The sequence below is a fragment of the Neobacillus piezotolerans genome, from assembly GCF_003362805.1.
GTDB lineage: Bacteria > Bacillota > Bacilli > Bacillales > Cytobacillaceae > Bacillus_D > Bacillus_D piezotolerans.
In genome coordinates this window covers 779,188-804,906 of sequence record NZ_QNQT01000001.1, presented here as the reverse complement: position 1 = coordinate 804,906, position 25,719 = coordinate 779,188, and the positions used below count along the sequence as shown (strand labels likewise).

Below are 25,719 nucleotides of genomic sequence, written 5' to 3'. Positions count from 1 at the left end.
AAACCCGCACAAGTCAAAGATGACTTGTGCGGGTTTTCATCGTAAGGATTTACTCCATTTATTGACCAAAAAAATCCTTCAATCTATCGAAGAAGCCATTCCGCTCATTCCTTGCCGTGCTATAGGAGAGGCCGAAATTATAAATATACGCATCCCCGCTTTTCGCACGATAAACATAGGACGGATCTTCCCTGAATCCTGGGATATCCCCCACTTCATTGTCGACTGCCTGCTGGTTGGCCGGCATCGTAAAAGGCAGTTTCCCAACAGGGTTAAATCTGCCGCGGATAACATCGATTAATGCTTCTGGCTTTGTTCCAAAAGTACCAATGAACGATGCGGCATTCGGCTCAATATTATTGAGCAGCCATGGGCTTCTCAAGTTGATAGCGGTAATCGTTGGAACTCTCTTTTGTATTTGATTGATTCTGGCAATTTGGCTGACTTCAGTTTCAGGCCCGATTAACAGCTGAGGGAAGCGTTTTAATATGTCTTGCTTCGGCATAATCCAGATAAGAGCATGCGTTGCGTTTTCCAGATTGTCTGTTAACGTAATATTCTTATCGTAGTTTCTGATTGTTTCTCTAAGCCTTTGTGTGGCGGCTCCATTCGTTCCTCCAGGAAACATCTCTACATAAAGCCTTACTCCTCTGATTTTTTCATCTGTTAAAGGCAATAAATTGTTGTCATTCCTCATTAAAACAACGGATTTGCGATGCGCCAAATCAGCACGTTCTTGTGATGCTGGGTCATTCGCAATGGTAAGGGCATTCTTCGGGTCAACATAAGGATTTTCAAAGAGGCCCAGCTTCATCATCTCAGTCAGCAAATAGGTTGCAGACCGGTTGATTCTATCTACACTTACCAATCCTTGGTTAACGGCCGTAATAATTGGAGTTGGATTTGAAACACCTGAGAAAATATTAGTCCCTGCGTTCAACGCTTTCGCAAACCGCTGTTCAACTGGTAAATCTAGAGCTCCCCATGCTCTGTCAACGACAGCACTTGTATCAGAGTTGACATAGCCGAGAAATCCCAGCTGGCCGCGGAGGTAATCGGTAATAAAACTTTTATTCATCGCAAAACCAACTTCTTCAAATTGCTGCTCTGGACTAAACCGTGGCAAGCCCTGCTCGGCACTTTTATTGCTTGGATACGCGTAATAAGGCATGATTGACGTTGTATCCGCTGCAATCGCTGCTCGAAAAGGCGGAATATGGTACCTCACCAGACTGCCTTTTGTCGGATAAATATTGTATTGGCCTTCTTCAAAATGCGGATCCTTCCCTTCTTCACGCGCTCCTCCGCCCGGGAAATGCCTTACTGTGGTTGATACACTATTTTCATTAAGGATATCACCCTGATACCCTTTAACAATTCTAAAAATGATATCTGAAATAATCCTAGGATCTTCACCAAAGGTCTCATCAATCCTTGGCCATTCTGGATCGGTCGACACATCTGCTGAGTACCCATATAGTTTACGTATACCTGAAGCCCTGAACTCTCTTCCGGAAATTCGAGCAAATTCTGAAATCAGATTCAAATCGCGTGTAGCTGCCAGGCCCAATGGATCTGGCCAGTAAGAAAATTGCCCAGCAGCCTCCAAATTTGGGGCATTGGCCGGATGATTCCTAGGATTTGAAATAATCACGGCCGGAATTCCTAATCTTGTTGCCTCCGCCGCTTCCTGAATCTGATTATTGTAACCTGCAATCACATCCGCGCTCGGGAATTCACGGAAAATGAAATAACGGGTAGTTTGGTTAATCATCTTATTCGGGAGGACCAGCTTCCCTTCCTGGAACTTAGGAAACTCTGGAATAACCAGCAGACCCGCCTTCTCCTGTAATGTCATTTTAGAAATCAAGTCCCGTGCCCTTTCATTATCGGAAAGCTGCCAGTTTTCATAAGGGTCTAGCTGTCCATTCCCGTTTAAGTCCTTAAAGGTCTTTCCCTCAACCGTTAATGTTTTTTTAGCTCTAGCATCGATTATAGGCTGCGCCGTTTGTTGTCTTTTTTCCGCACCCGCCTGCGGAACAAATAAAGAAAACGTTAATAACACAACTAAAGAGAAAGAAATTATTTTCTTCAGCATTAACCCCATAAAAACACTTCCTTTATTAAGAAATAGTATCCACCATTTTTTACTGTCTCTTTTCAGCAGATAATTCATCCCAAAAAAATAAAAAAAGTAAGTTTAATGGACCTTTATCTTCCACCCCGTTCAAATAGAAAAGAAGCAAGGAAAGTATCCTTGCTTCAACAAGATTTTTTGAACTAGCTGACAACCATCTCTGCATTTACCCCTAGGCTATTATACCCGTACAGCCAGTAAACACCGCAGATAACGTTCAAACCCTATAAAGTTTCACTCCCACTGTCATTTCAGCTTTTTCAAATGCTTCAGTTTATCTGGATTAACGATGTTGTATAAAGCAGATAGTTTATCTTCATCGAATTGAAATGCCATTACATAAAAAATTTGATCGTCCACCTTCATAATCATTCCCGGTTGTCCGTTCACATCCGCTTCCATGAAAATCAAATTGGATGGGATTTTGTGGTGGAAAGACCTTAAAGCGGCGACGGCTCGTTCAATTCCAAAGATAGGACGCAAGTTTGCTTTCGCTTTACCTCCTCCGTCGGAATAAATAGTGAAGTCATCAGATAAAATGGACAAAAGTTTTTCAGTGTTGTTGCTTTGAACTGCTTCCATAAAGTCACGCACAGTTTCTTCTCTTTTACTCCTATCTCCCCCCACTTTAGGGGATAAATCGCCGACTTTTTGTTTCGCTCTGCTTTGAATTTTTCGGCAGTTATCAGGAGATTTACCGATTAAATGTGCAATCTCATCGTAAGAAAAAGAGTAAACTTCCCGTAAAAGGAACACCGCTCTTTCCACTGGATTTAAGTTTTCAAGTAGAAGTAAAAATGCGATGGATAACTCCTCATTGGTAATCACCCGGTCTGCCGGATCCGCATCCTTTCGGTTAAGGATCGGTTCCGGTAACCAGGAGCCTACATACACTTCTCTCCTCTTTCGGGCAGAACGCAAGAAGTCAATGCTTAGGTTTGTAGTAACCTTCCATAAATAACTTTTCACATGATGAATCGAATCCAAAGAAACTTGATTCAAATTCAAAAAAGCTTCTTGCACAATGTCTTCTGCATCGGCCACACTTCCCAACATACGATATGCAAGCGAAAAAAGGACCGATTTATAAGAAGAGTAAACTTCTGTCATATTAGTCATACCATCATCATGAGGAAGATGTTTAGATTCAAAGCCGTCCGGCATTCAAAGCACACCCTTTTGTCTTTTAGACCCTGTATTACACTATTTTCTAAATTTTAGCACAACTTAAGGTCTAATAAGGCTATACTATCCATTGGGACGAGATTGTTTCATCTCGTCCCGGTGATCATCTCCCCTTTTTTTGCTTTAGCCAATGCATCCAAACATTGTAACAAAGCGGAGTACTGTTCCCCCTTTTTGTTGGCACGACCAATCGGACTCCCCAGTTTGTTAGGGAAGTAAATCGATCGGGGTACTCCCACAGCATTTGTCGTTTCGGGTAACAGGGTTACTGTGATTGTCGCTATTCCCTCTTTTTCCAATTCTCGTGCGATCAGTCCCACGGACCGATGGCAGTGACTTCAGGCGGGAGTCAAAATTGCCAAATCCACGTTGTCTTCCACAAGACTGCGCGCAACTTCCGGCGCAGTTTTTTCAACCAACGGAGAGGGATCATGAATTCCTCCCTGAAAACTAAAGTGACGCGGAGCGATACTCCCTACTTTACCTTCCTGTTGCAAGCGGTGAAGAGTGGCTAAAGGGAACATGATTTCCAAATCAACCTTTACATCGCTATGATCATAAAATAAATGACTAATCACCGTTTCACTTGGGGGTGTATCTGAGGGAATCACACGATAGGAGCAATCCCCCTTGGAATCGTTCAAGTCAAATGGGGGTTGGCTTTTCAGGATGATGCCTCCAGTGGTAATGAGAGCCACCCGACTTTCCTCAATCGGCCTTTTTAATGGAGTCCAGGGAACATCTCCATTCCTTTCTCTCCCTAAATTCATACTTTTTTTACTGATTCGATCAATTAATTGGGGGTATTTCTCCACCAATTTACCTAATAATTTCGATTGTGCAAACTTGAATGCTAGCCTTCTTCCAAAGCCAACCTTGGAAGATGAATGAATATTTGACATAAAATATGCCTCCTTTTCATTTTCAACCATTTTTATCTTTCACCCTTGTGACGGAATAGCAGGAGTATTTGTGACATGGTTATGAGTTTTTTATGTAACGGTATTAAAATGAATCCTGGACCTAGAAGAGAAATGAAGAAATGCCCACAATTTGCGCCGAAAAAATAATGATTCAGTTTTGTAAATTCTCCAACCTACCTTTACCAGTTAAAATGGCGGAATTTCAGATTATTTTCATCAATAGTAAAAGGCCAAATCGCATATGATTTGGCCTTTTTGTTCGTAGGTTACCGCCTTCTATTTCGATTCCGAAAGAACGATGGAATTTCAAGCGAGTCGTCTTGCTTCTGAGTATCCCGTTCGTAATACTCTGGCTCTTCGTAGGCAGGCGGTGCGCTGTGATAGCCGGACTCTTCATAGCTATCGGATTGGCTGTCGTTTTCGAATTGGCCATAGTTTCCCGAATGGCTGTAGCTGCCGGACTGGCTGTAGTTTTGCGCTCTGCCGTAATTCCCCGATTCTGCATGGGCAAAAGGGTCCCGCTGTCTCGACTGTGCCTGGTAATGCTCACGGGAATTGGCAACCATGTCTCCAGGACGGCGCGATGTGTTCAACGGCGGAGTTTCCTCCTCATCATGATTGAAGCCGGTCGCAATCACGGTCACCATAATTTCTTTTTCCAGATTTTCATTGATGACCGATCCAAAAATCATGTTAAGCTGGTCATCTGTTGCAGCCGCGACAATATCGGCCGCTTCCTGGACTTCGAACAAACTGAGGTTGGTGCCGCCTGTGATGTTCATCAGCACTCCTTTCGCTCCATCGATGCTTGTTTCAAGCAACGGCGAAGAGATGGCCTTTTTGGCAGCTTCAACAGCACGGTCTTCTCCTGAAGCCACCCCAATGCCCATCAGCGCCGTTCCATTGTGGGACATGATTGTTTTAACGTCAGCAAAGTCCAGGTTAATCAAGCCTGGCACGGCAATCAAATCGGAAATGCCCTGGACACCCTGCCTGAGGACATTGTCAGCCTCACGGAAGGCTTCAATCATCGGCGTTCTCTTGTCAACGATATCCAGCAATCGCTGGTTAGGAATGATGATTAACGTATTAACAGCTTTCTTCATCTCTTCAATCCCGGCTGCAGCATTTTGTGCCCGCTTGCGGCCTTCGAAAGTGAACGGACGAGTCACCACTCCAATGGTAAGTGCCCCAAGTTCGCGCGCGATTTTGGCGATTTCCGGCGCAGCCCCTGTCCCGGTTCCGCCGCCCATACCGGCAGTTACGAACACCATGTCCGCACCTTGCAGGGCATCCTTGATCTGCTGCCTGCTTTCCTCGACAGCTTTTCTGCCGATTTCAGGATTTGCACCCGCCCCCAGGCCCCTGGTCAGCGAACCGCCGATTTGCATCGTGACCTCCGCTTTTGACATCTTAAGCGCCTGCGCATCTGTATTCACAGCAATGAACTCCACTCCCTGAATACCGTCCTCAATCATCCGGTTCACGGCATTATTTCCGCCGCCGCCAACCCCAATTACCTTTATAGTGGCAAATTGATCAATATAAGTATCAAATTCTAGCATATACAGTCCCCCATTAGCTTCGGTTATTGCCCCCAATTTTTCTCTATACCTATAAAATTCGAAACAAGCTTAGAAATTCTGTCTATATATGCGATTTGTTAAAGGACTGTAACTTTACAGTAATAAAGTGGAATTCTTCATGGAGATGGAGTGTACAAGCGACTCGAGGGAGTGAAATTAAATGAGAAATAGAATATATTAAAAGAAAGACTAGGCGATTCATATATGCATATCGAGGACCTGAATTATTAAGGAAGACCATCCAATTAAACTTTGGGCTGGATATTCATCATAAAGCATTGTCCTCTTTAAAGGATTCGAAAAATGGTCGACACTCTCATTCCAAATGGAATTGCTGGGATTAAACTAAAATAAGAAATTGAAACCATTAAAAATGATGGTATTAATTTAACTTGTTTTCATTCACCGAATATATTTCTCCAATTTTAATACTTTCCGATTTTTCATAATCCGGAAAAAGGTTTACCTTAAATCCATATTTTCGATAAAAATGAATGATTTTCATCTACTTTAGAAATCCAACCATTAATTCTTAAAGTGTTATTTACTTTAGCTATGTTAATTAATTCTTCAATTAAAATAGAGCCATAACCTTCGTTTGCCATTTCCTCTATGATATTTATATCAGCTAAGTCAATATCATTATTTTGTTCATCAATAAAAAAGGCATCTAGTTTTGGTTCTGGATTAAGCTTGCCTTTCGAAGTAATAATTTTTACCTTAACATAATACTTTTTTCTTCTTTCTCTGGTACATCGAATAATATTCGATATAATATTACCTTTTTATGTTTTAAGTTTATAACTTTAATAAACTTGTTTTCTTTTTGGATATTTCTTAATTGTTCTTGAATTTCAAACTCAACATCTCCACTTCTTGCCTGGGGAACACTTCTTACTACTCTTTTAAAAATATTTAATAAAAAGTTCAATTAATACACCACCCTTATCACAGCAACTAGAAATATTTGGTACTTACATTTTATCAAAGTAAATTTCCAAAAAAAGTATTATATTTAAACCGTTAACTCTTAAAAGGCCGATTTGGACGCTCACTAAAATTATCGTCTTTACAGCTAACCTGAACTCTAGCCTAGCTTACTACAACGGAAAAAATTATTTAACCGAAAAAGTGAAATTACTCAGACCAGGTTATATTAATTAGTTTAGGTTTCAGGAATGGTCTTGAATTATTTTAATTAATTTTTCAAAATCAACTTTACATTCTACTCTTTGCAGTAAGGTAATTAAATCATAGGTTTTTTCCAATTTAGGACTACTTCATCCGATTTTTTCACCGATTTAAAATCTTCAATTGCTTGTTTTTGTGTGAAACTTCAATTAACGTTTTTAGCCATTTTATAAGAAAAGAATAAGGTTTTTCCTAAAAAGGGTTCTGCTACAACACCCGTCAGTCCCTCAATGCAAAATTTTTAACTCTTTTTCCTTAAAGTTTGAGAATCTTTCTCAATCCAGGCAATAACATCAGCATCGGTTTGGACTTCCGGCAATTCTTTTATATTTACCCATTCACCATTTTTGTTTAAATAGAATCTTCCTGTTTTTGGATAAAGTTCTACTAGTACATTCTTCCGAAAGTTCAGGGATTTAACATATTCAATATTATAATCCGTACCTTTTACAAATTTTACAACATAATTCGAGTTACCCCTATAATATGCTAATAGAGAATTTACATTTATCACAATTACACCTCATTTTTTATTGATACTAAATTGTATTTAAAACTGTGTAAGCTAATTACAACTTGTTATCAAGAAGGTTTTAAATAAAAACAAACAAGTAAGCAGTCCAGCGGAATTTTTAATGCGTAGTAGAATTTATGAGAATAAATTTCCACAACAAAAATAAGAGTGCGATAATATCTTATTTCGCACTCTTGGTTTAAACATTAAATTTAGTGATTACGCTTATTATTCAATTCCATTGTTTCCGTAAGTCAGGAATTATGTTATTCTCACTCTCTTCTTGGTATACCCTCAGGATCTCGGGAATTGATTGGTTATTTCTTACTAAGTTAACATATAGGTCGTGAGCTAATTTTGTAGCGGCAGCTCGTAAGGATAAAAACTCTTCTTTTCTCCATGTCACAAAATGTTCATCTGAAGGAGCTTTAATTTCCGTTTCATCATATATATTCTTTAATGCTTCTATCACTTTCTCAAATTGTGTCGAAGAGAGAGAATAAAAGTGTAGATTTATAATCTCAATCAATAGCTTGATTGATTGTTCTAAATACGGCAGCCTTCTTAAAAATACTTTTTGAATTAATTCATCGAGTGCTTTTTCAGGCATAGTATCTATTAACTCATCTTTATAAAGGTCTATCCAATTCTTTATTGCCTCTAACGCATCAAATACTTGATCTTTATTATTAGAGTGTAGAAAATAAATAATAGTTAACTCAGTGTTAGCAATTTCCTCTCTTTTGGAAATTAAGGGCAATAAGCTTACTGTATAAAAACCTCGTGTTTCTAGATCATTTAACATTATTCTAATTCTTTCTATTATTTGCTTATCAGAAGAGGACACATAAAGAAGCTTATATAAAAACCTTTTAAAATAAATAAAAAACTGATTGTTTGAATCGGACTTTAATTTATCCCTATTTAAAGTCCACCATACTTCTAAACCGTCAATCAACGATAAAAATTGATTTCTAAAGTACGTAAAATTAATACATTCTGAATTGCCTAGCAATAACTGAGATAACTCAATTAAATGTCGTTCAATGAGATTTACACGACTAGATGAATATGAAAATCTATACCCATTTTCTTCACCAAATACATCAACAAATTTTCTTTCCAATAAACTTTTTATCCCAGCTTCTATTGATTCTTTAAATTTACTGTCTGCTTGAAAAAAGTGAGAAATTAGGCTTTTAAAATAAAAGACAGTATTATCTATATTATTTTTACCTAATAATAAATTTCCTATTTGCACTTTTTGTGTATTACTCATTGTACTTAGATTATCTAATGTGATTAACCTTAATAAAGTTTCCGTGTTAATATCTTTGGTCATCTTTAGGTCTTCAATCAATCTATAAACATTTGTTTCTATGATTATTCCAAGAGAACTAATAGTTTCCTTATAATGTTGGTTCTTTTTAAATTCCTTTCTATCTAAATAATAGAATGGATCAATTATATGACTATTTGCGGCTACAGGTAAGTTTAACAAATCTTTTAGTCTATTTAAGATATCTTCATCATCCAAAGCGTATATCGTTCTCTTAAATAAATTATTAAGTTCGGTATCAAATAAATGACTATCATTAGAATGGTTAGAGACTGACATAAAAATATCTATGCCCAAACTCAAACAGTCATCTAATTTTTCTCTGCTTAGTTTTATCGTTAAACGCGAAAGAATTTCAAGTAATATTGAAAATCTCTTATCCTCGAATAAATTTAATTGGTGATTTATTCTTAGATTATTTAAATAAATAAGCGAATTATATATTTTTGTAAAAAGTCCACAAACTGTATCCTCCTCCAAAGTAGCTATAATTTCTCTTGATAATAAAGATTTAATAAAATCCTTATTTTCCAATTGTATAGCTGTTATAAGAGCAAGCATAAAATTTGTTGGCAGTATAAATTCGCAAGCAATGATAACCCTTTCTTTATCAAAAATTGTGTTATTAATTTTAAATCTATGTCCGGTATTTTCCATCATTCTTATTAATTGTAATGCATTTTTATTATCCACTTCATATTGATTATTAAAAGAAAAAGAAATAATTTCAGTCCCCGGATCAAACGATTTATTAAGCTGTTTTGGTTGCTTAATCAATGAACCATCTATTGCTGTTACAATCTCTTCATATATCTGATTGGCATCACAGTGTATTGTTTTTAAATAATTCTCCTTCTCTATGTTATTGTATATATTTTTATACGTTCTTTCCTTTTTTAAAGCGTTTAAAATTCTTAATATCCAGCTTTCTTGAGATAACAATTCAATATCATTACCCTCTACATTCCTTCTTCTGATTTCATTTAATGAGGTTATTAATATATTCTCAGCCTCGCTTATTTCTCTAAGCGCAATTAAGATGGACGCTCGTCTAACTTGCCAATATGGAATGTTGTAATTAACAGTCCAATTATTTAGGATTTCAAAGACTTTCGGGTAATTAAAATTATTTAGTTCAATGAGACACTGGTTATAATAACTTTCTGCTTGAAGCTCTTCATCTTTGTTTATTAGAGGCTCATATAATTCTAATAATTCATATACTCTTTCATTATTTAATTGTTCTCTGTAGTAGTTCACTAAACTAAAACAAAGTCTTATACATTGTTGTTCAATTACATCGATATCTTTATTTTCCACTTTATAGAGTTTTTTTATTTTTTCATAATCTCCTATACAATTCCCAAATTTATCGACAATTTCTTCAATTACTGGTAAAAGTAAGTTAAATCTAGGATTTGAAAGGGATAAGAGAGCAACCTCTAATCTCCATAATATTTCATGTAAAATAAATAGAAATTGTTTGAAAGAAAAAGTCGTTTTAGAGTTAACAATTGACTGAATTAAGTCAAAATGAAAATCGTTCCAAATAAAGTTTCTTGCTTTTCGCGGGGCAACTACCCATTGTGGATAATAACTTCTATCCTCTTCCCAAATTTTAGCTATATTAATAATACTTTCCGTTGAGAAAAGACCCTTCTGCCAGTCATAATAATCAAATGAATTATATTTTGTTGGCTTATCTTCATTAAAACTAAGTTTCTCTTTAACTTCTTGTGAAATTGACCAACTAGAAAGAGGATTATTTCTATTTGGTTCGGGCCAATAATATGGTGTTCTAAATTCTGGCTTCATTAATTCTAAAAAGAACCATTGTAAAGCATTTTTATAATTATTTGTTCGTTTTTCATCTGTAAATAATTTACCAAAATCAATGACTCTAATTTTTATACTTTCTAGACTTCTTTTCTGAGACTCTGTTAAGAATCCACAAAAATATATTGACGATGCATAATCACCTAGATTATCTCTAACCCATCCGATCCAATTTTTAAAATTTGGATCATCACCAGAAAAACCAATAAGGCATAATGTATTTTCCATTATGCTTTGCTGAACAAGGTTTATAAAAGGCGAAAATTTATTAGGATAGGTCCTATAATCTTCTTCAGTGAATATAAATGGTCTATGTGATGGAAAACTACCGTGCAGTTTAACAATCCTTGGCCTAATCGAATTGGGTATATCACTTACGGTCTGTACAAGGCTATAGTTTCTGTCATAAATAAATTCTCTAGTTTTCTCAATTAAGGTATCATAATTTGTTGTAAATATATCAACCCAAGGTAAAGATAATAACATTTTATGTAATTGTGCAGGAGTATAATTATTATCTGGTAAAGACTCTTTAAGGAATTTATCCAATGCTTCTCTGCCAAATTCAAATTCAAACTCAGCTGCCAATTTCAATGGATCTGTAGGGGCATATTTTCTAGCCTCTTCATCAAAATAAAGTTTACATTTCATTTTATCAATAAGCTGTGACCAAGTTAAGAAAGAGCCTTTTGATTTTGAAAGATGTGTTGCATTTAAACTAAAGCCTGCTCCTACCATTACTGAGGCATTACCTTTAATTAGACTCTCTCTAATCTTTTCAATATGATGTTGATCAGAATACAATTAAGTTTCCTCCATTCAACTTTAACTTAAACGATTTGTAATTAATTTTAACATTTTCTTGGAAATAAAAATCCAAATAATTCAATTTATATGTCAAAGATACTGTTTAATAGAAAAAAAAGAGTGCGTAATATATGCACTCTTTAAAACCCGCTTTTTAAATAAGTCGTTACCGCTTAGTTATCAGTCACAATAACCACCAAGCATGGCACCACATTGCACCTAATAATATTTGTGTTGGAGCTCCAGAAATTGTTGGTTGGAACTCCATCTTGTTTGAGCTATACTATTCTTCCAAGAGCATAGATATTCCCACAGACAAAGTGTCCAGAGGGCATGTGGCAACACATGCTTTAAATTTATTACTTTGAATTTTTCTCCATCTATTCCTACCTCCTGTAAATCCTCAGATAAATAGGCATTATTTCCATCCCTCCATTTACAAAAATAATCTGATTATACTCAGTGGAAACTTCCTTAAGAAAAATTAAATAAGAACTCCCTTTTTCAGAAATTTGTTTGGATGGGAAGTGTACCCAAAGACAAAGTGAAGCAATAGAAGCTGTAGGGGCAGCTTAAAAGAATTAGAACTAAGGGGAGTTAATTTTAATATAAGAAAAAAAGAGGAAATCGGAAATAGTTTAGCTGAAGAAATACATGATCTTAAGGCAATAATTATTGTAAAGGTCTATATCTATTTGATCATCAGAACCACCTTGTTTGTAATGAATTATAGCGTTTCGGGTCTTAATAGCTTTTTTCTCTACTACTCCAATAGGAAATCCAATTTCTTCAAAAAGAGTCAAGACTCTCATTTACCTCCATATTATAAGAACCTTTTATTTTTCTTAAGATTCGGTCGGTCTGCATATTCGTGTCCTTGTAATGTCTGTTCGATTGCCTTAAAATCCCCACCTAAAAGTTGTTCAAATTCTTTTTTTGGAATATGGATTCCTTTTGATTTTGTTTTGGTAGATTTAAACCAGCACTTTTTTAATATTTCAAATGCTTTTGCTAGCATCGGAATATTTGTTCCAGTAGGTACATCTTCGGATATCCAGAAACTCCAGAGAGCATCTTTTAACATTCTTTTACTGTTTAAAAGAGTAAAATCTCCATATTTCATTTTCGTCCCTCTTTTACCTAATATTTACTAAATCTATTATACCTTTACATTAGGGAAAGTTAATATTGTAAGTTTCACGTTTTACTTAACTCATAAAACTTAGTCTTTTGAAATACAAAAGGAAATATTATGTCTCCCATTTAAATATCCAGAACTCTTAAAAGGTGCTTAAAGGTTTCAGACCTTCTGGATATCCGATTTCACGTTCTCCACCATTTCCGCGTAACGATTCTCCTGAAGGAGAATGTCCACCCAAAAATTGTCAGGTCTCGTTTTGGGCACTCCAAAATTTAAGTAACGATGGACACCTATTCTCACTTTGACAAATTCGATTTAAGGTATTTTGGTTGATCATTAAAATGGGTTGCTTGATTAACCCGATGATAAAGGTACCACTTTGGAGGCACCCCCAATAAAAAAAAGACCGATTTCACTCGGTCTCCTGGTCTATATATAATAGCGAAAAGCTTTGATATAACTGGTTTGGCGGGACTGTGTGGGAATCGAACCCACCTGACCTGGCACGCAGGTCACAAGCGGTTTTGAAGTTTGCTGGCATCTGTTTTTCTAGTACCTTCATGTACCCAGATGTATTGATAAATCAAGGTTTCTTGCTTTCAAATGTTTCCTTGTAATTTCTAATTTTAAAAATTCGGGCACCAAGCATGGCACCAAAAGCACCTAAATAAAAATTGAGCCAAAGTCTATTAAAATGTAAATCAAAGGTTCAGCAGAACATCTCAACAGACTTTTTAACTACCCAATTGTTTAATATATATTTCCAACTGCGCTGCCTATCGGTTCACAACTATCTTCGTTATTTAGTTTTTTTATCGATCTCGTTTGTTTTTTTGATTACTGTACAATAAATAAATGTGTGAAGAACTATTTTCTCTTTGCGGATTATTATGTATTAAAAGATAAATTATGGCTATTTTTTATTATTTCTATTACAAACCAAATCGTTAATTTCAATTATTTGATATATAATTTACTATATAATGGTTCCAAACTAAGGAGAGATTTTTCTGGAAATAATACTGTCTAAAACTGCTGAAATTTCTGTAAGATCTTTAGAAAAAGATGAACAAAAGAAACTTCAATCAATATTAGTAAATTTCTCACGTTATACCCTCCAACAATTATTACAACTTGGAAAGTTGAAAAAACTGCAAGGTATCCCAGATACATATATTGCGAAAATGAATGACTTACGTTTGATTGTTGAAATAGAAGGTAGTGAAGATTCATTTAAAATTATAATAGTGGACATAATAAAAAGAAGTAGATTGGATTATTTAAAAGATTATTTTAAGGGGGATGAATAAATGAAACAATTCCTTCCCCTTTCATTTGATCCACAAAAGGTTCAGGAAGAACTTGAACTTTTTGGTAAGCTTTTAGCTGAAAACCCTGAATTAGACGAAAAGAAGCATATACTCCCATTTTTTAACAAAAATATTAATTTATCCAACTTTATCGGTATCATTGATGCTAACATGAACTTTCCAAATAAGTATGCATTTGAGTTTGATATATTTGGTGACTTTAAATCTGATTTAGTAATTGGGGATTCAACTAATAATAATTATTTGTTTATTGAATTTGAAAACGCAAAATCTAATAGTATTTTTAAAAAAAATGGCAATAAAGCAACATTAGAATGGAGCTATAGATTTGAACATGGCTACAGTCAAATAATAGATTGGTTTTGGAAATTAAATGACTTTAGACAAAGCGGTAGCTTTAGGACTATATATGGATCTGATTTAAGTAATTTTAATGGGTTATTAGTTATTGGCAGAACTGCTTTTATAGCACCCTTAGAACAACAAAGATTAAACTGGAGAAAGAATTACGTTCAAGTAAATTCAAAGTCAATATTATGCATGACATACGACGAATTATATGAAATTTTAAAGATAAAGCTAAATTTCGCTAAAATACTAGGACAAATTACGGATTAGTCCTTTATCCTTTACAAACTGTAATTCTCAAAATACCAGTCGAGCAGACTGGTTATTTTAGTTGAAATAAAACCTCCTAATTGAGTGGTTAAAGCACTTTCAGTTTTATCCTAATTAATTTAACTTACTAAATTTAGTAATCTGAGTAGCCATGTAGTTCTTAAACTAAAAATTGCAAAGCTGCCATCCTCCACTTTCTTAATCCTCAATCTCATGTTCCCATAATAATAAGCCTGCCTTTCAGCTCTTTCTTTATATTATGGAACACAAGTTCCTTTTATGTGTATAAAAAAACTGCCTTTATTGGCAGCATTAAAACTGTTATGATAATTAGTCCATTTCTCCCAGTCTTCTAATCTATTTGCTGATAACAGGTACATTTCAATTGCAGCTTGTCCTAATTTATATTGTTTATCTCTTGACCAAATGACATCAGCAATTCTCGCTTTTATCTCATAATCATCAATTTCTGAATATATATTACCTAATATTTTTATGTCATTGTCAGATAACTCACATAATGCCGCAGTTCTTTTCCCATCAAATACAGCGTAGGGTTCAAACGGCTGTTTTGGATGCTTTAAATCCATATGATATGAAAGAACATTGATTAATATTTGAACGGATTTTTTTTGCTCCCCTTCTAAGTTATTAACAATGTTTTGTAGCTCTTGCCTATAACTAAAACAATCGTATGACTCTGCCTTACCAATGGCTCCTTCAATTTTTTTTATTACTTCGTTTATAAAAGACACTCCAATTTTTTATTTATTTTAATCATAGGGTATTTCTATGGAAATTGTATGCAACTTCTATATATGGTTTTATTGATAGGAATTTATCTGCGAAATCAATATTTAAATGTACATCTTTTATCGCTTCTGTATTAAACTTTTGTTTCCTTTAAATTTTTTATAAACTACTTTCTGTAATATAAAGGGAATAGTGTTGCCAATGTTCACCTTCCCATCCTTTTGCCTACTATACTTACAAGTCTGCTAGAACGGTTTTTCCTTTGCCTTCAACTATCCTCGGCTTTCATAATGAAAATAACCAAAAATAATTAATTCCACTAAAACAATGACTAAAGATTTTAATATAACTACAAGTTTTCTCAATGTCCTAACTCCCTCTTTTAATCTCCTCAACAGTAATATTTTACCACATATTTCTGTTTCGTTAATAAACCCCTATTAAAGTATTCTGCCACGTTAGCTTATATAGAATCTTCAACAAAAAAAGATGAACACTTTTCACAGGACCAATTCACTCATTAGTATGAAATGGCTGTAAAAATTGGCTCCTCTCCTTGTCCGCGGCAAAACAAAAACCAGCGATTATCTCGCCGGCTGTTTGTGCTTTGCTCTTATTAATGTACTTTTTGAGATATCGGTCATATCTTCTACCTGATTATAGGAGTGAGAAGCCAGCAATGTTAGGTCCCTCGATATTTCCCCTCTCTTCTTAGCTGCCCTAGGCGGTAAGAAGGGAAGGGTATTAATTTTTTTTCCAATATCCGAATGTTCATATACGGATAGTTCAAGTAATGCTATTTGTATCTTTCTTGAAATATCACTTAGATATGCTGTGTTAGCAAATTCCTTTTTCACTTTTAAAAAACCACTCATTATCAGAACGCAGCAAAACAAAAAGAAATACATGCCGATGAGTGAGTTACCTGTTTCAGTGTTGCCATTCTTTATTTCTGAAAAGGCATAAGATAAAATACCGGTAATGGGAATAGCGACAAACATTTGTCTGATCATTTCCTGAAAGGGGTATTTGCTCTCCCTTTCCTCTTTTGCTATTTCCTGCTTTATTATTTCATCAACTATTAACAACTGTTCTTTCGTAATAATCCCGAACTTATTCCTCAGCATCCCCAAAAATGGTTCTATGGTGTATCCGAATGAATTGGCGGGTTTACAATCAATCAACTTCTTTTTGTGTTGTTTTCCCCCCAACAAGACAACTGACCAAAAGATGAACAAGATTAAGAGCATATAGGGCTCGTCTTTTAATGAGGAAAAGTAGAGGAATGTAATAGGCAGAACTAATAGGGATAGGAGGTAGAGGGAAAACCATTTATTTATCTCCATGTTTCGTCTTATTGTCTTCTTAAAACCGAAGTTTTTTCTATACTCTAGTACCAGTTGATCAATGAACATGATTATTTTACCTCCCATTGAGTCTTCAGGGGACACTTGAAAGTGCCCCCTTCATTTTTTCAGCTCTCTTTTCTTACACCTTTAAATGGTTTGTTACTAGACGTTTTTTGATCCATGAATCTACCAGTTTTCGCGTCCCTTTTCACCCAGTTTCCATTCGGTGCGAGAAACTGTGAGCGACCCTTTACTGCACCAATCCGTCCGTTCCCTGCTTGTCCGTTTCTGGCCATCTCTCAATCTCCTTAATATTTATTAATATTGGTAGCGAATGATAAATTCTGGGTCAATCTGGTATCCAAAATTGACAGCAAATCTGTTTGTATTTGCAAGATGGACAACCTGCTCTGCTATCTCTTGTCCATGATCGTCTATCCCGAGTGTTTCATTAGGGTCAATCTGGGCACCGATTGGGCAAAGGACACTGACCTGAACCCTTCCACCGGAAGGATTGAGAATCAGACCGTCAAATGGCAATGTAATGCGGAAGTCAAATGCAGAAGGATTGTCCTTAACCGGGTAGACCTTATGCTCGTACGACAAATGGTATGTGTTTGGCGAATCAGGTAATGGCACTAGTATTGTCTTCTTAAGCACCGCCCTCATTAGAAACTTAGCCGCATCCATTTGTACCTCTTGAAGCTCTCCTTGTTGAGCTTGCTCCCTTATATCATCGGTGCCCGCCAACACGTTTTCTTCCAAAGTAGGCTGCATTTTCAGCCCTGTAGCGTTGAACAATGCCAGTACTTCATTCGGAATGCTGACGCCTGCTGGAACATACCATGACATTTCTGTTGGGATTGGTTCAGTTGTTACTAGCAAGGTTTCTACTCTTGCCATATCGTACCTTCCGCCATTGTAACGTGAAGTTCCCATAATGGTTACGGTTAAATCTTGCAGCTGAATATTCATTTACATGCCTCCTCGATTTTGCAATTGGCTGGGTAACTAGAATCTTAATGAATTCCGCTTTTTACGTTCTCCTCCAATCATTTTTACGTTTATAACGTAATCTCCTGTATGGATTTAGTATATTGCATGAAAAAAATTTAATCAATACATATTTACGTAATTAACGTAAAAAAAAATTTATGTTACACTGTAAGCGTAGGAGGAGAGAATATGAAATTAGGAGAAAGATTAAAAGCCTTTCGGAAAAGTGCTGATTTAACCTTGGCACAATTGAAGGATTTGACAGGCCTATCAGTTTCTTACCTTTCGGACTTAGAAAGAGGTAGAACCAATCCGTCCATAAATACCCTTAACAAATTAGCCGGCATTTACAAAATTTCTGTATCAGCTTTAACCGAAGGTATAGAAGGTTATGGAGATGAATCGGAGGAAACATTTATTCCCCCAGCACTTAAAGCACTCAAAGAGGACCCTGATATCGGTCATTCGGTTACGGACAATGATTTACTTTCGCTTAGCCGTATTTCCCTTCGTGGAAAACAGCCTCAGACAGCATTGGAATGGAAGGAGATTTATCTCTATTTGAATAGATTGTTACCAAGCGAGGATGAGTAGATGGAGATTCCAATTGATTTGTGCCAACGAATGGAGTCACTGGTTCATAAAACAGTTCAGGAGTATGGACTTGCCAACATAAAGGATCCAGAGATAGTGGCAACAAGACTGGGAATTAGATCAGGCCGAGGGTATCTCCAGAAAGTAAATGGCTTTTTTCATCATGATAGCAATGTAATCGTCATTAACGACAATATTGATTATGCACAGAGAAAAAGATTTACCTTCTTCCATGAGATTTGCCACAGCCTGTTACGGAAAGATGACGATTTTCTTTCGGTTCTAAATGACTTATATGAAGATGACGAGCAGTTTAGAGAAGCAGAGGAAAGACTATGCGATGTAGGGGCTTCGGAGTTTATTGCTCCTAAAGGTATGGTCGGGCAGCTGATTCGGGACAAAGGGTTCTCCATCAACCTTCTTTTTGAGCTTGAAAGGCTGTTCGGCACTTCAAAGCAAATGGCTATGTGGCGCTTGGCCGAATGTGCCGCTCACCCCTGTATCCTGGCAATATGTAAACCTGAGTATCATCTCTTTCCTGTTATTAAGATTGGGGTAAATGAAATAAAGGTGATTAATTCCTGGAATTCAGATTCAACCCGCTATAAATTAAGGAAAACAACTCCAATTCCTATTGGCCATCCAATTTGGGATACCTATTCTTCTAACAACGAAGTTTTTACATTCCCAAATTCCTTCATTCAGTATTATACAGGCAAGCAAATGGGTGCTGCTGTGGAGGTAATCTGGATTAACGGTTGGGCTTATACAGTCTTCAATTTACATCAAAAATGATTATAATAATAACCGCCCATAGCCTTTACTCTGGCTATGGGCTCATTTACTTTTTTCAACCTATTCTTTTCGGTTATATTTTTTCATGAACTTGGTAAAATCATTTGCCTTAAAAGTAGAGAACGTATTTAAGTAGGTTTGCATCTCAGGAAGAGTTGTGAAGGTCTTTGTGGTTATTTCTTTTATTAAAATTCCTCCGTTATTAATTCATTGACTAACATTAAGTACTCTGGCATAGGTATATCGAATTCGGAAATTTTAAACTCCTTAATTAAAGAATATATATTTACCCCGTAACTCGAATTAAAGCTACTCGCAGATAACTCACATAATAAGTAACAACGTATACCTGTTAAAATATTCGCCACATATTCATAATTTTGCTTTTCTTTATCAGTCATTGTATCGCCATAAATAGAATAAGTCACTGTGTCCATTATTGGTGAAAGGGTGTTGAACAAATTATATTTTTCAAAATTAAGCATATATTCTTTGTATACATTAAATACAATAGGTGTTGCGGCAATATATAATGCACGGCGATATTCTGAACTCGAAATATAATTACATTCTACAGATATTAACTGTTTATAATTACTGTAATGTTCTTCATTTAAAAACCTCAAAGCTTCTCCCCACTTCTCCCTGAAAATTATAAATATTGAACAAAAATGAAAAAATACAAAGGTTAGTATACTCATTGGACCACTCAGTTTTCTTAACATTAAGTCCTTATAACTAAAAGTTTACAAAACTAGTGGTTAAATTATTTAAATTAACCACATAATACAAATAGAGCTTTTTTTAATAATCTCTCATACTCCATAAATGGGTTGTGCCACTATGACGATTAACATTAGCCCCTAAAATAACCTTGCTACCGTCATTTGATACAGCAAAAACAGGTCCAGATTCTCCTTCTAGAGTTTGGACTATTTTATAACTGTAACCATCTATTATTGTTACTCCTTTGAAACTAGAGAATGCAATATATTTACCATTATCAAACCAATTAATATGATGTACTTGGGTGTTTGCCTCATATTCAAAAACAAATTTTTCATCAAGATGGTCGTATACTTTAAAAGTAGTTCCTGCAGCTACTGCTATTTCAGGTCCGAATCGTGACATTGCAATAGAATATGCATTTTGATTTTCATAGCCTACTTTAAATTTAGTACCTGAGTGATCTGCGGTAAAAAAGAAAGTTTGAACATTGTTTCCAAAACTTACTCCTAATTCCAATTTATCTCGAAAATCTATCCCCTCTACGCTCTGATTAAAGGTTTTATAGGGAAATATAGTTTGTTCATTCCAATTGAGAAAATAAACAGTATCATCAACAACAATTCCAAGAAACGACCCATCTCTTGTAAATTTTAACGATGTAATTGCTTTTTCAAATTTTGTTTGACCAATAATTTGCCCTGTTCGGAAATCTATAACCCTTAAAATTCGGTCTCCACAGCCAACGACTAACAAAGGCTCAATCGGGTGAAAAACGACTGCATTGACATAATCATTAAATTTTAATTTCGTTTCATTTTCTTTACTTTTCCATGACCAAATATATAAATGAAAAAAATCGGCAGTTGCAAAATATTGGCCATCAGGTGAAATATCAACAGCTCTTACCTTGTGATCAACTAATGTTTTTTCTAATTTGTAGCTTAACAAAACTCAACAGCACCTTTGCATGATTAGTAAATTACATTTATTGTTTGAGACTCTCTTATATATATCGGTAATCTTCACCACTTTGTTTAGAGACTTCAGCGCTATCCCATAAAAAAAGAAAGCCCCTCTCTATTTTGAAGGGCCGTCTGACCTTACTTATTCGAACTTGATTAATTGGCGTTTTCAAAATGAATTTTATTATAGAAGAAAGTCGGTAAAATTAAGGTTTTTTAAATATCGTTTTAAAATCATTTCATACCTTTTTAAGTGGTACCGGCATTTTATCGGCACAGAAACCGGCACGCAGTTCATTCACTTGATTTTTAATTTATTAATTGCTCTTTATTAGGGATAGTATTTGTTCTTCACAATTAGGCTATTACATCTGCTACTGATCTTGCACTCAAAATGACTTATATCTGGCCTATTGTCACCTAACTTTAATAAGGTGATACAGTTTCAACTAAACCTTATAATTCCTAGCTAACCATTGCTACATAGGAAAATGCGACTTTTTCTGGACTGTCGGGCAATGGCTTTACTATAACTATATAGCAGCTATTATGGTACATCATGCCGCCCCTAAGGTGAGAATGTGTTATTTCTTTAACGACATATGAAGAGAGTGCGGTATATCAGGGTTTTGCTAAATTCTTACTGTAATATCGTTAACGAGATTTTACCGTTTTTCATTGGATTGCGTGAGCAAAATGTTAGCAAATACTTTTTTATTATTTGATTAGAATATCGATGCATTATTAACCAAATCTTTTTTGATATGACCTATGTTTCCTCAATCGCCATACGTGATAGAGATTAGAGGACCTTGAGAAATTTTTGGTCTTTAAAAGTATAGTATGATTACATTTATCGAAAAGCTCTTTCTTTCTACAAATTATTCTACATATAGTCCATTCAAAAAGGTTGTGAAACTATCCGAAACCTTTTCAGTAATGTTTGTTTCATGTAACCAAAACACGATATCTTTGTGGATCAAATTATAACAAATGTAGTTTCCACTTGGGTCCGATGCAATTGGTACAAGACTCTTTCTTTCATTTTTGAGCACATCTATCGCATCATAAACCGTTTCTAAATCATCTTTGTTGAAGGAGAGTAAACTTTTCATAACTCGTCCTTCTGACACGTCCGTATCAAAGACTTTTTTATCAGGTCTACCTCCATTATTTTGTTTGATACAGTCAGTAATATCCTTTGGTAATTGCACATCATTCAAAGCTTCAAAGCCCTCAACTGATTCATTATCCTTAAGTGGTTTAACATATTTCCAAGTTAATTTACTCATAATTACACACTCCTTTACCTATTTCCGCTTCCGCCGCCCCATATGGCTCTGCCTCCGGTGTGTCCTGTTTGTGCATGTATTTTAGAGTCAACCAATTGCATTTTTCCCTTTTCAGCATCATGATGCCAAGTATACCCATCAGGTGTATCACCATTCATAATTTGTTCTAGTTGCTCTTCTGTAAATTTCGCAGCCAATTCTGGATCGTTTTGTACTGCTTCTTTTAATTGACGATTACATTCTGAAAACTGCTTATTGTCAGTAGCTTCATATAATTCCTCTGGCAAGTGCAAATCAAAGATACTATCAAATTCAGGTACAACAACCTCTACCAATTCGCCTTTACTATTTTCCACGACTTTTACAACGTAAGGAACTCCTGTATCTGGGTGGTTCTTACCCTCAAGATCTTGTTTTCGTGTTGGAATTCGTTCGATTCCTTTTTCAATGTTTGTTTGTATAACTGACTCCAGCGATTTCCACTTCGCAATTTCAATGTTAGGTTCTAAAACTTTCTTTCCAATTTCACTATACTCTTTAGTTTTTGTAAACTCAGTTACCTCGACTGTTTCTGCGGCCTCTGCGATTTTAGAAACTGCTGCAATTATTTCACCAATCATCTCTCGCCGCCTCTCTTTATGGCATCAATAACATCTGCCACATCTTGATTATTGCACTTTAAGAAGAAATTCCTAATAGACGCATCAAAATCTATGCCTTTTTCATATTGAAATTTTACCATTTCAGAAACAATGGTAATTCCCATATTTCTTGTGTCTCTTGCATATAACTGTTTAACATTCTCCTTAAATTCATTAATTCTCTCTAATGTGGGTGTTCTAAGCATATTAAAAATCAAATCACTTAAATCATCATTAATTAATTTTCCTACCCTACATATACCACTCATGAGATATATTTTCACAGTATCCGAAATCACTGTTGCTAAAATCTTGTTTGTATCATGACACAATACTAAATCAACACCTTCTTTACATAAGACATTTTCTATTTCTTCTTGTAAAAAATAAATTGAAGAAATACATCTATCAATGTCACAAACTAGTAAGGTATTAATTAGTTTGAAGGCCATTCTTTCAATTGTATCAGTAGTAGCATCTTTTACGATATTTGAATTAACCAAGTTCATCCTCTGTTGAAAGTCTTTATTATACAAATTTTCATCCGGCACAAAAATATCTTCAACTGAGTGGATCTTTACACTTACTGGTTGTGTCATCCCCTCTTTATGACAAAGGGCAAAACCCGTCTTCAATGTACCTAAGTAGATTGCTTCATCTTCAGGTATACCAATTGTATTTGCTATTATTGCCTGATCATCTGCTGATACAACTCTTTGAATAATTTTATTGGACGAGTTTTTTATTACATCTGGCGCAAGTTTTGATGGTATCTGCTCCGCAATAATAACCCCCTGACCGTAGGAACGCATTTCAGCGATCATATTTGTAAAATGTTCAACAGCCTTCCCTTTAGGATTACCCATATTTTCAGAAGCACGCTCAGTATCCACATTTTTCAATAATCTATGAGCCTCTTCAACAACCAGCAAATGCTGAAGTCCTGATTTTTTATTTCCTTGAGCTTCTTTATGCACTTGACGATATTCATTAATAAGCACTATCAATAGACCAACAGAAAAAGCCTTGTCTGAGTCATCTGCTAATCCCTCTAATTCAAATACAACATTTTCACTTAATAGCTTTTCCATATCTGCGTATTCATTTGTATTGAACATAAAGCCTTTTACACCATTACAAAGGCTCTCTAACCTTGTCTTGATAGCTGTTTTAATATTTCCTGCAACCTCGCCATCATACTGCATTTCTTCATCTATATACCTTTGAATTTCACATTTCAAATCATACATTGTAGGGAATAGGTATTTATGTGAACTAATTTTGTATTTTCTTTTCATTGCATTTATATCAAAGAAATCTACAGGGTTATCTTTATTAACTAAAAGTGGATGGAATCCAAGTGTTAAGTTCCAGCCCTTGTTTTTATACACGTTTTGTAAACATTTTTCGAGGATATATGGCATTGGACCATAAAAAGAGAAGGCAGCATTGAATAAATCCTTTAAGTAATCGATATGTGTCTGCACACTAACCCCCGCCATAATGTAAAAAGGGTTCATTTGTAGACAGTTTATCTCTGGCTTCCCTAAAGTATAAATTATCGGAGTTTCATTTTTTTCAAGCTTGATATTTCGATACTCTTTTTTTGCTGATTCGATTACCATAAAGGGTTTACTACAGCTTGTTAAAATTTTCTTAACAGTTGTTGTTTTTCCACTTCCGGTAATACCACAGATAAATGTGTGCTTATTTAAGTCTTCCTCGTTTAAGGCAAAAGGCATATTTTCAATAACTCTACCGCTGTCAGTTATATTACCAAGCTCAATGTTGTCACCAATTCCAATAGCTGTTAATGGATATTGCTTATTATGTTTTATTTCAAAGTTAGGCGCACTATCAACAGGCATAGTACAGATTAATCCTACTTCCTCAGAAGTTAACAATGTACAAAGAGGATTTTCATTGATTTCACAGCTAAGGAGATATTTAGGAATAAGCAATGCCTGACCATTTTTTTGTTCTATTGAGAATGGATTAGCTGGAAGCAATTTCGAATTAGGCTTTGATATTTCACCATTCAAACTGGCCTGTATAATATTTCTAGCCATTTCACTATCACTCGAATATGTAATTGTGGTTTGCCACATCCCGCAACTCTGCCCAAGCTTAAGCCTTTCGATTCCATTTTCAGCATAGCCCATTAATTCAAGTGCAAAGCCATTTTGAATATCGCTAGATATAGTTTCACCATCTGAAATTGCAGCTGAAATACTATCATTCCAATTACCACCGCCATTAGCTAAAATGATGCTTACACCCCAACTTTTCCCCTCAGAATGAGAAGCTGTAATTGTTGTGTTTTTTTGTCTCGAAATATTTCTTTTACTAACAGAAAAGCATTGATCCCGTATAGACAATAATTCATTCAGCTTTTGTGCAATTACATTTTTGGGCATTGGTTTTGCAATAAAAAGCATTGTATAGTTTTGACCATTAAGACTTCTCATCATAGGTGCAATATCAAACTTCTGAGGTTTATCGTCTATTTTAGTTGTTGGTACGGCAGGATATATCCCAAAATGATTAGGATGCATTGTATGCTTCATGAAATTAGGAGTAAATTTCACAAGTTCAACACCGGACAATAATCCGCCAATTATTGTATTAAGGATATCAGCATTACTTTTTCGATTTATACCAATAACCAAATTTGGGACACAATCATAACTAATTATTCCATAAGCAATTGTGACATCAATGGAATGTAAAGCTGTAAAAAGCTTCTCCATTTTTTTATTCAAATAGGCGAATTCGTCTTCAACATTATCTATAGTGCAACTCATAATACGATAATAAGTAAACCCATCCAACAACTCGGACGAACTACATTCCACCAATTCTAAAAGATTTTCAGAATTCACAAGGTGAGATGGATATAATGAGGTCAAGAGATTATATGTTTGATGACTTATTATGTCCGTATCTTTTTTGAAAAAATCTGTTTGAGTTAAATCATCCATAACTATACTCCTCTATAAC

Annotated in this window: 22 protein-coding genes; 4 read left to right on the top strand and 18 right to left on the bottom strand. The window is 35.4% G+C overall.

All coding sequences use genetic code 11. The features are described 5' to 3' along the window. Positions 1 to 58: 58 nt before the first annotated feature. The 9 genes from DRW41_RS03775 to DRW41_RS03740 form a co-directional block, all read right to left on the bottom strand. Positions 59 to 2,176, bottom strand: coding sequence for a glycoside hydrolase family 3 protein (locus DRW41_RS03775; RefSeq protein WP_115450605.1), 2,118 nt, complete (start codon positions 2,174 to 2,176; stop codon positions 59 to 61). A gap of 207 nt (positions 2,177 to 2,383) precedes the next feature. Further along, positions 2,384 to 3,301 carry an RNA polymerase sigma-70 factor gene (locus DRW41_RS03770; protein ID WP_245959326.1) on the bottom strand — a complete coding sequence of 306 codons (918 nt, stop codon included), beginning with the start codon at positions 3,299 to 3,301 and terminating at the stop codon, positions 2,384 to 2,386. A gap of 359 nt (positions 3,302 to 3,660) precedes the next feature. Next, complete coding sequence (locus DRW41_RS03765) at positions 3,661 to 4,254, bottom strand: glycine/sarcosine/betaine reductase selenoprotein B family protein (protein ID WP_115450604.1); 594 nt, start codon at positions 4,252 to 4,254, stop codon at positions 3,661 to 3,663. 257 nt (positions 4,255 to 4,511) lie between these two features. Then, positions 4,512 to 5,810, bottom strand: coding sequence for a cell division protein FtsZ (gene ftsZ / locus DRW41_RS03760; RefSeq protein ID WP_115450603.1), 1,299 nt, complete (start codon positions 5,808 to 5,810; stop codon positions 4,512 to 4,514). 488 nt (positions 5,811 to 6,298) lie between these two features. Beyond that, on the bottom strand, positions 6,299 to 6,436 hold the full coding sequence (locus DRW41_RS22830; protein WP_181884394.1) for a hypothetical protein: 138 nt from the start codon (positions 6,434 to 6,436) through the stop codon (positions 6,299 to 6,301). 110 nt (positions 6,437 to 6,546) lie between these two features. Further along, a complete protein-coding gene (locus DRW41_RS03755; RefSeq protein WP_115450602.1) occupies positions 6,547 to 6,762 on the bottom strand; it encodes a hypothetical protein in 216 nt (71 codons plus the stop codon). A 501-nt stretch (positions 6,763 to 7,263) separates the two neighbouring features. After that, positions 7,264 to 7,536: a hypothetical protein gene (locus DRW41_RS03750; protein ID WP_115450601.1), complete on the bottom strand. Its 273-nt coding sequence runs from the start codon at positions 7,534 to 7,536 to the stop codon at positions 7,264 to 7,266. Positions 7,537 to 7,768: 232 nt separating this feature from the next. Then, positions 7,769 to 11,515 (bottom strand): SIR2 family NAD-dependent protein deacylase, encoded by a 3,747-nt coding sequence (locus DRW41_RS03745; protein ID WP_115450600.1) that lies wholly within the window; start codon positions 11,513 to 11,515, stop codon positions 7,769 to 7,771. A gap of 826 nt (positions 11,516 to 12,341) precedes the next feature. After that, complete coding sequence (locus DRW41_RS03740; protein WP_115450599.1) at positions 12,342 to 12,641, bottom strand: hypothetical protein; 300 nt, start codon at positions 12,639 to 12,641, stop codon at positions 12,342 to 12,344. A gap of 1,202 nt (positions 12,642 to 13,843) precedes the next feature. On the opposite strand from DRW41_RS03740, the gene DRW41_RS23540 reads away from it, so the two are divergent. Continuing rightward, positions 13,844 to 13,969, top strand: a complete 126-nt coding sequence (locus DRW41_RS23540; protein WP_281272277.1) for a hypothetical protein — start codon at positions 13,844 to 13,846, stop codon at positions 13,967 to 13,969. Then, entirely contained in the window at positions 13,970 to 14,608 is a 639-nt protein-coding gene (locus tag DRW41_RS03735; RefSeq protein WP_115450598.1) for a Shedu immune nuclease family protein, read from the top strand. Positions 14,609 to 14,865: 257 nt separating this feature from the next. Here DRW41_RS03735 and DRW41_RS03730 read toward each other — a convergent pair whose 3' ends face one another. The 4 genes from DRW41_RS03730 to DRW41_RS03720 all read right to left on the bottom strand — a co-directional run bounded on the left by DRW41_RS03730 (position 14,866) and on the right by DRW41_RS03720 (position 17,685). Then, positions 14,866 to 15,363 carry a DUF7380 domain-containing protein gene (locus DRW41_RS03730; protein WP_115450597.1) on the bottom strand — a complete coding sequence of 166 codons (498 nt, stop codon included), beginning with the start codon at positions 15,361 to 15,363 and terminating at the stop codon, positions 14,866 to 14,868. A gap of 582 nt (positions 15,364 to 15,945) precedes the next feature. Beyond that, positions 15,946 to 16,812: a hypothetical protein gene (locus DRW41_RS23225; RefSeq protein WP_115450596.1), complete on the bottom strand. Its 867-nt coding sequence runs from the start codon at positions 16,810 to 16,812 to the stop codon at positions 15,946 to 15,948. 23 nt (positions 16,813 to 16,835) lie between these two features. Then, on the bottom strand, positions 16,836 to 17,006 hold the full coding sequence (locus DRW41_RS22820; protein WP_181884393.1) for a hypothetical protein: 171 nt from the start codon (positions 17,004 to 17,006) through the stop codon (positions 16,836 to 16,838). 22 nt (positions 17,007 to 17,028) lie between these two features. Beyond that, the gene (locus DRW41_RS03720; RefSeq protein ID WP_115450595.1) at positions 17,029 to 17,685 is read right to left on the bottom strand and encodes a hypothetical protein; all 657 of its coding nucleotides are present in this window, start codon (positions 17,683 to 17,685) and stop codon (positions 17,029 to 17,031) included. Between the two features lie 210 nt (positions 17,686 to 17,895). Here DRW41_RS03720 and DRW41_RS03715 point away from each other — a divergent pair, with 210 nt between their 5' ends. Together DRW41_RS03715 and DRW41_RS03710 are read left to right on the top strand one after the other, a co-directional pair. Then, a complete protein-coding gene (locus DRW41_RS03715; RefSeq protein ID WP_115450594.1) occupies positions 17,896 to 18,300 on the top strand; it encodes a helix-turn-helix domain-containing protein in 405 nt (134 codons plus the stop codon). Continuing rightward, entirely contained in the window at positions 18,301 to 19,095 is a 795-nt protein-coding gene (locus DRW41_RS03710) for an ImmA/IrrE family metallo-endopeptidase (RefSeq protein WP_115450593.1), read from the top strand. Between the two features lie 185 nt (positions 19,096 to 19,280). Here the strand turns inward: DRW41_RS03710 and DRW41_RS03705 are convergent, their stop codons facing one another. The 5 genes from DRW41_RS03705 to DRW41_RS03685 all read right to left on the bottom strand — a co-directional run bounded on the left by DRW41_RS03705 (position 19,281) and on the right by DRW41_RS03685 (position 25,700). After that, positions 19,281 to 19,796, bottom strand: coding sequence for a hypothetical protein (locus DRW41_RS03705; RefSeq protein ID WP_142752172.1), 516 nt, complete (start codon positions 19,794 to 19,796; stop codon positions 19,281 to 19,283). 103 nt (positions 19,797 to 19,899) lie between these two features. Further along, positions 19,900 to 20,772 carry a WD40 repeat domain-containing protein gene (locus DRW41_RS03700; protein ID WP_115450591.1) on the bottom strand — a complete coding sequence of 291 codons (873 nt, stop codon included), beginning with the start codon at positions 20,770 to 20,772 and terminating at the stop codon, positions 19,900 to 19,902. A gap of 895 nt (positions 20,773 to 21,667) precedes the next feature. Beyond that, positions 21,668 to 22,078, bottom strand: a complete 411-nt coding sequence (locus tag DRW41_RS03695; RefSeq protein ID WP_115450590.1) for an SMI1/KNR4 family protein — start codon at positions 22,076 to 22,078, stop codon at positions 21,668 to 21,670. 14 nt (positions 22,079 to 22,092) lie between these two features. Continuing rightward, complete coding sequence (locus DRW41_RS03690; RefSeq protein ID WP_115450589.1) at positions 22,093 to 22,698, bottom strand: HNH endonuclease; 606 nt, start codon at positions 22,696 to 22,698, stop codon at positions 22,093 to 22,095. Continuing rightward, positions 22,695 to 25,700, bottom strand: a complete 3,006-nt coding sequence (locus tag DRW41_RS03685) for an ATP-binding protein (RefSeq protein WP_115450588.1) — start codon at positions 25,698 to 25,700, stop codon at positions 22,695 to 22,697. The genes DRW41_RS03690 and DRW41_RS03685 overlap by 4 nt, the downstream gene beginning before the upstream one ends. Positions 25,701 to 25,719 lie beyond the last annotated feature (19 nt).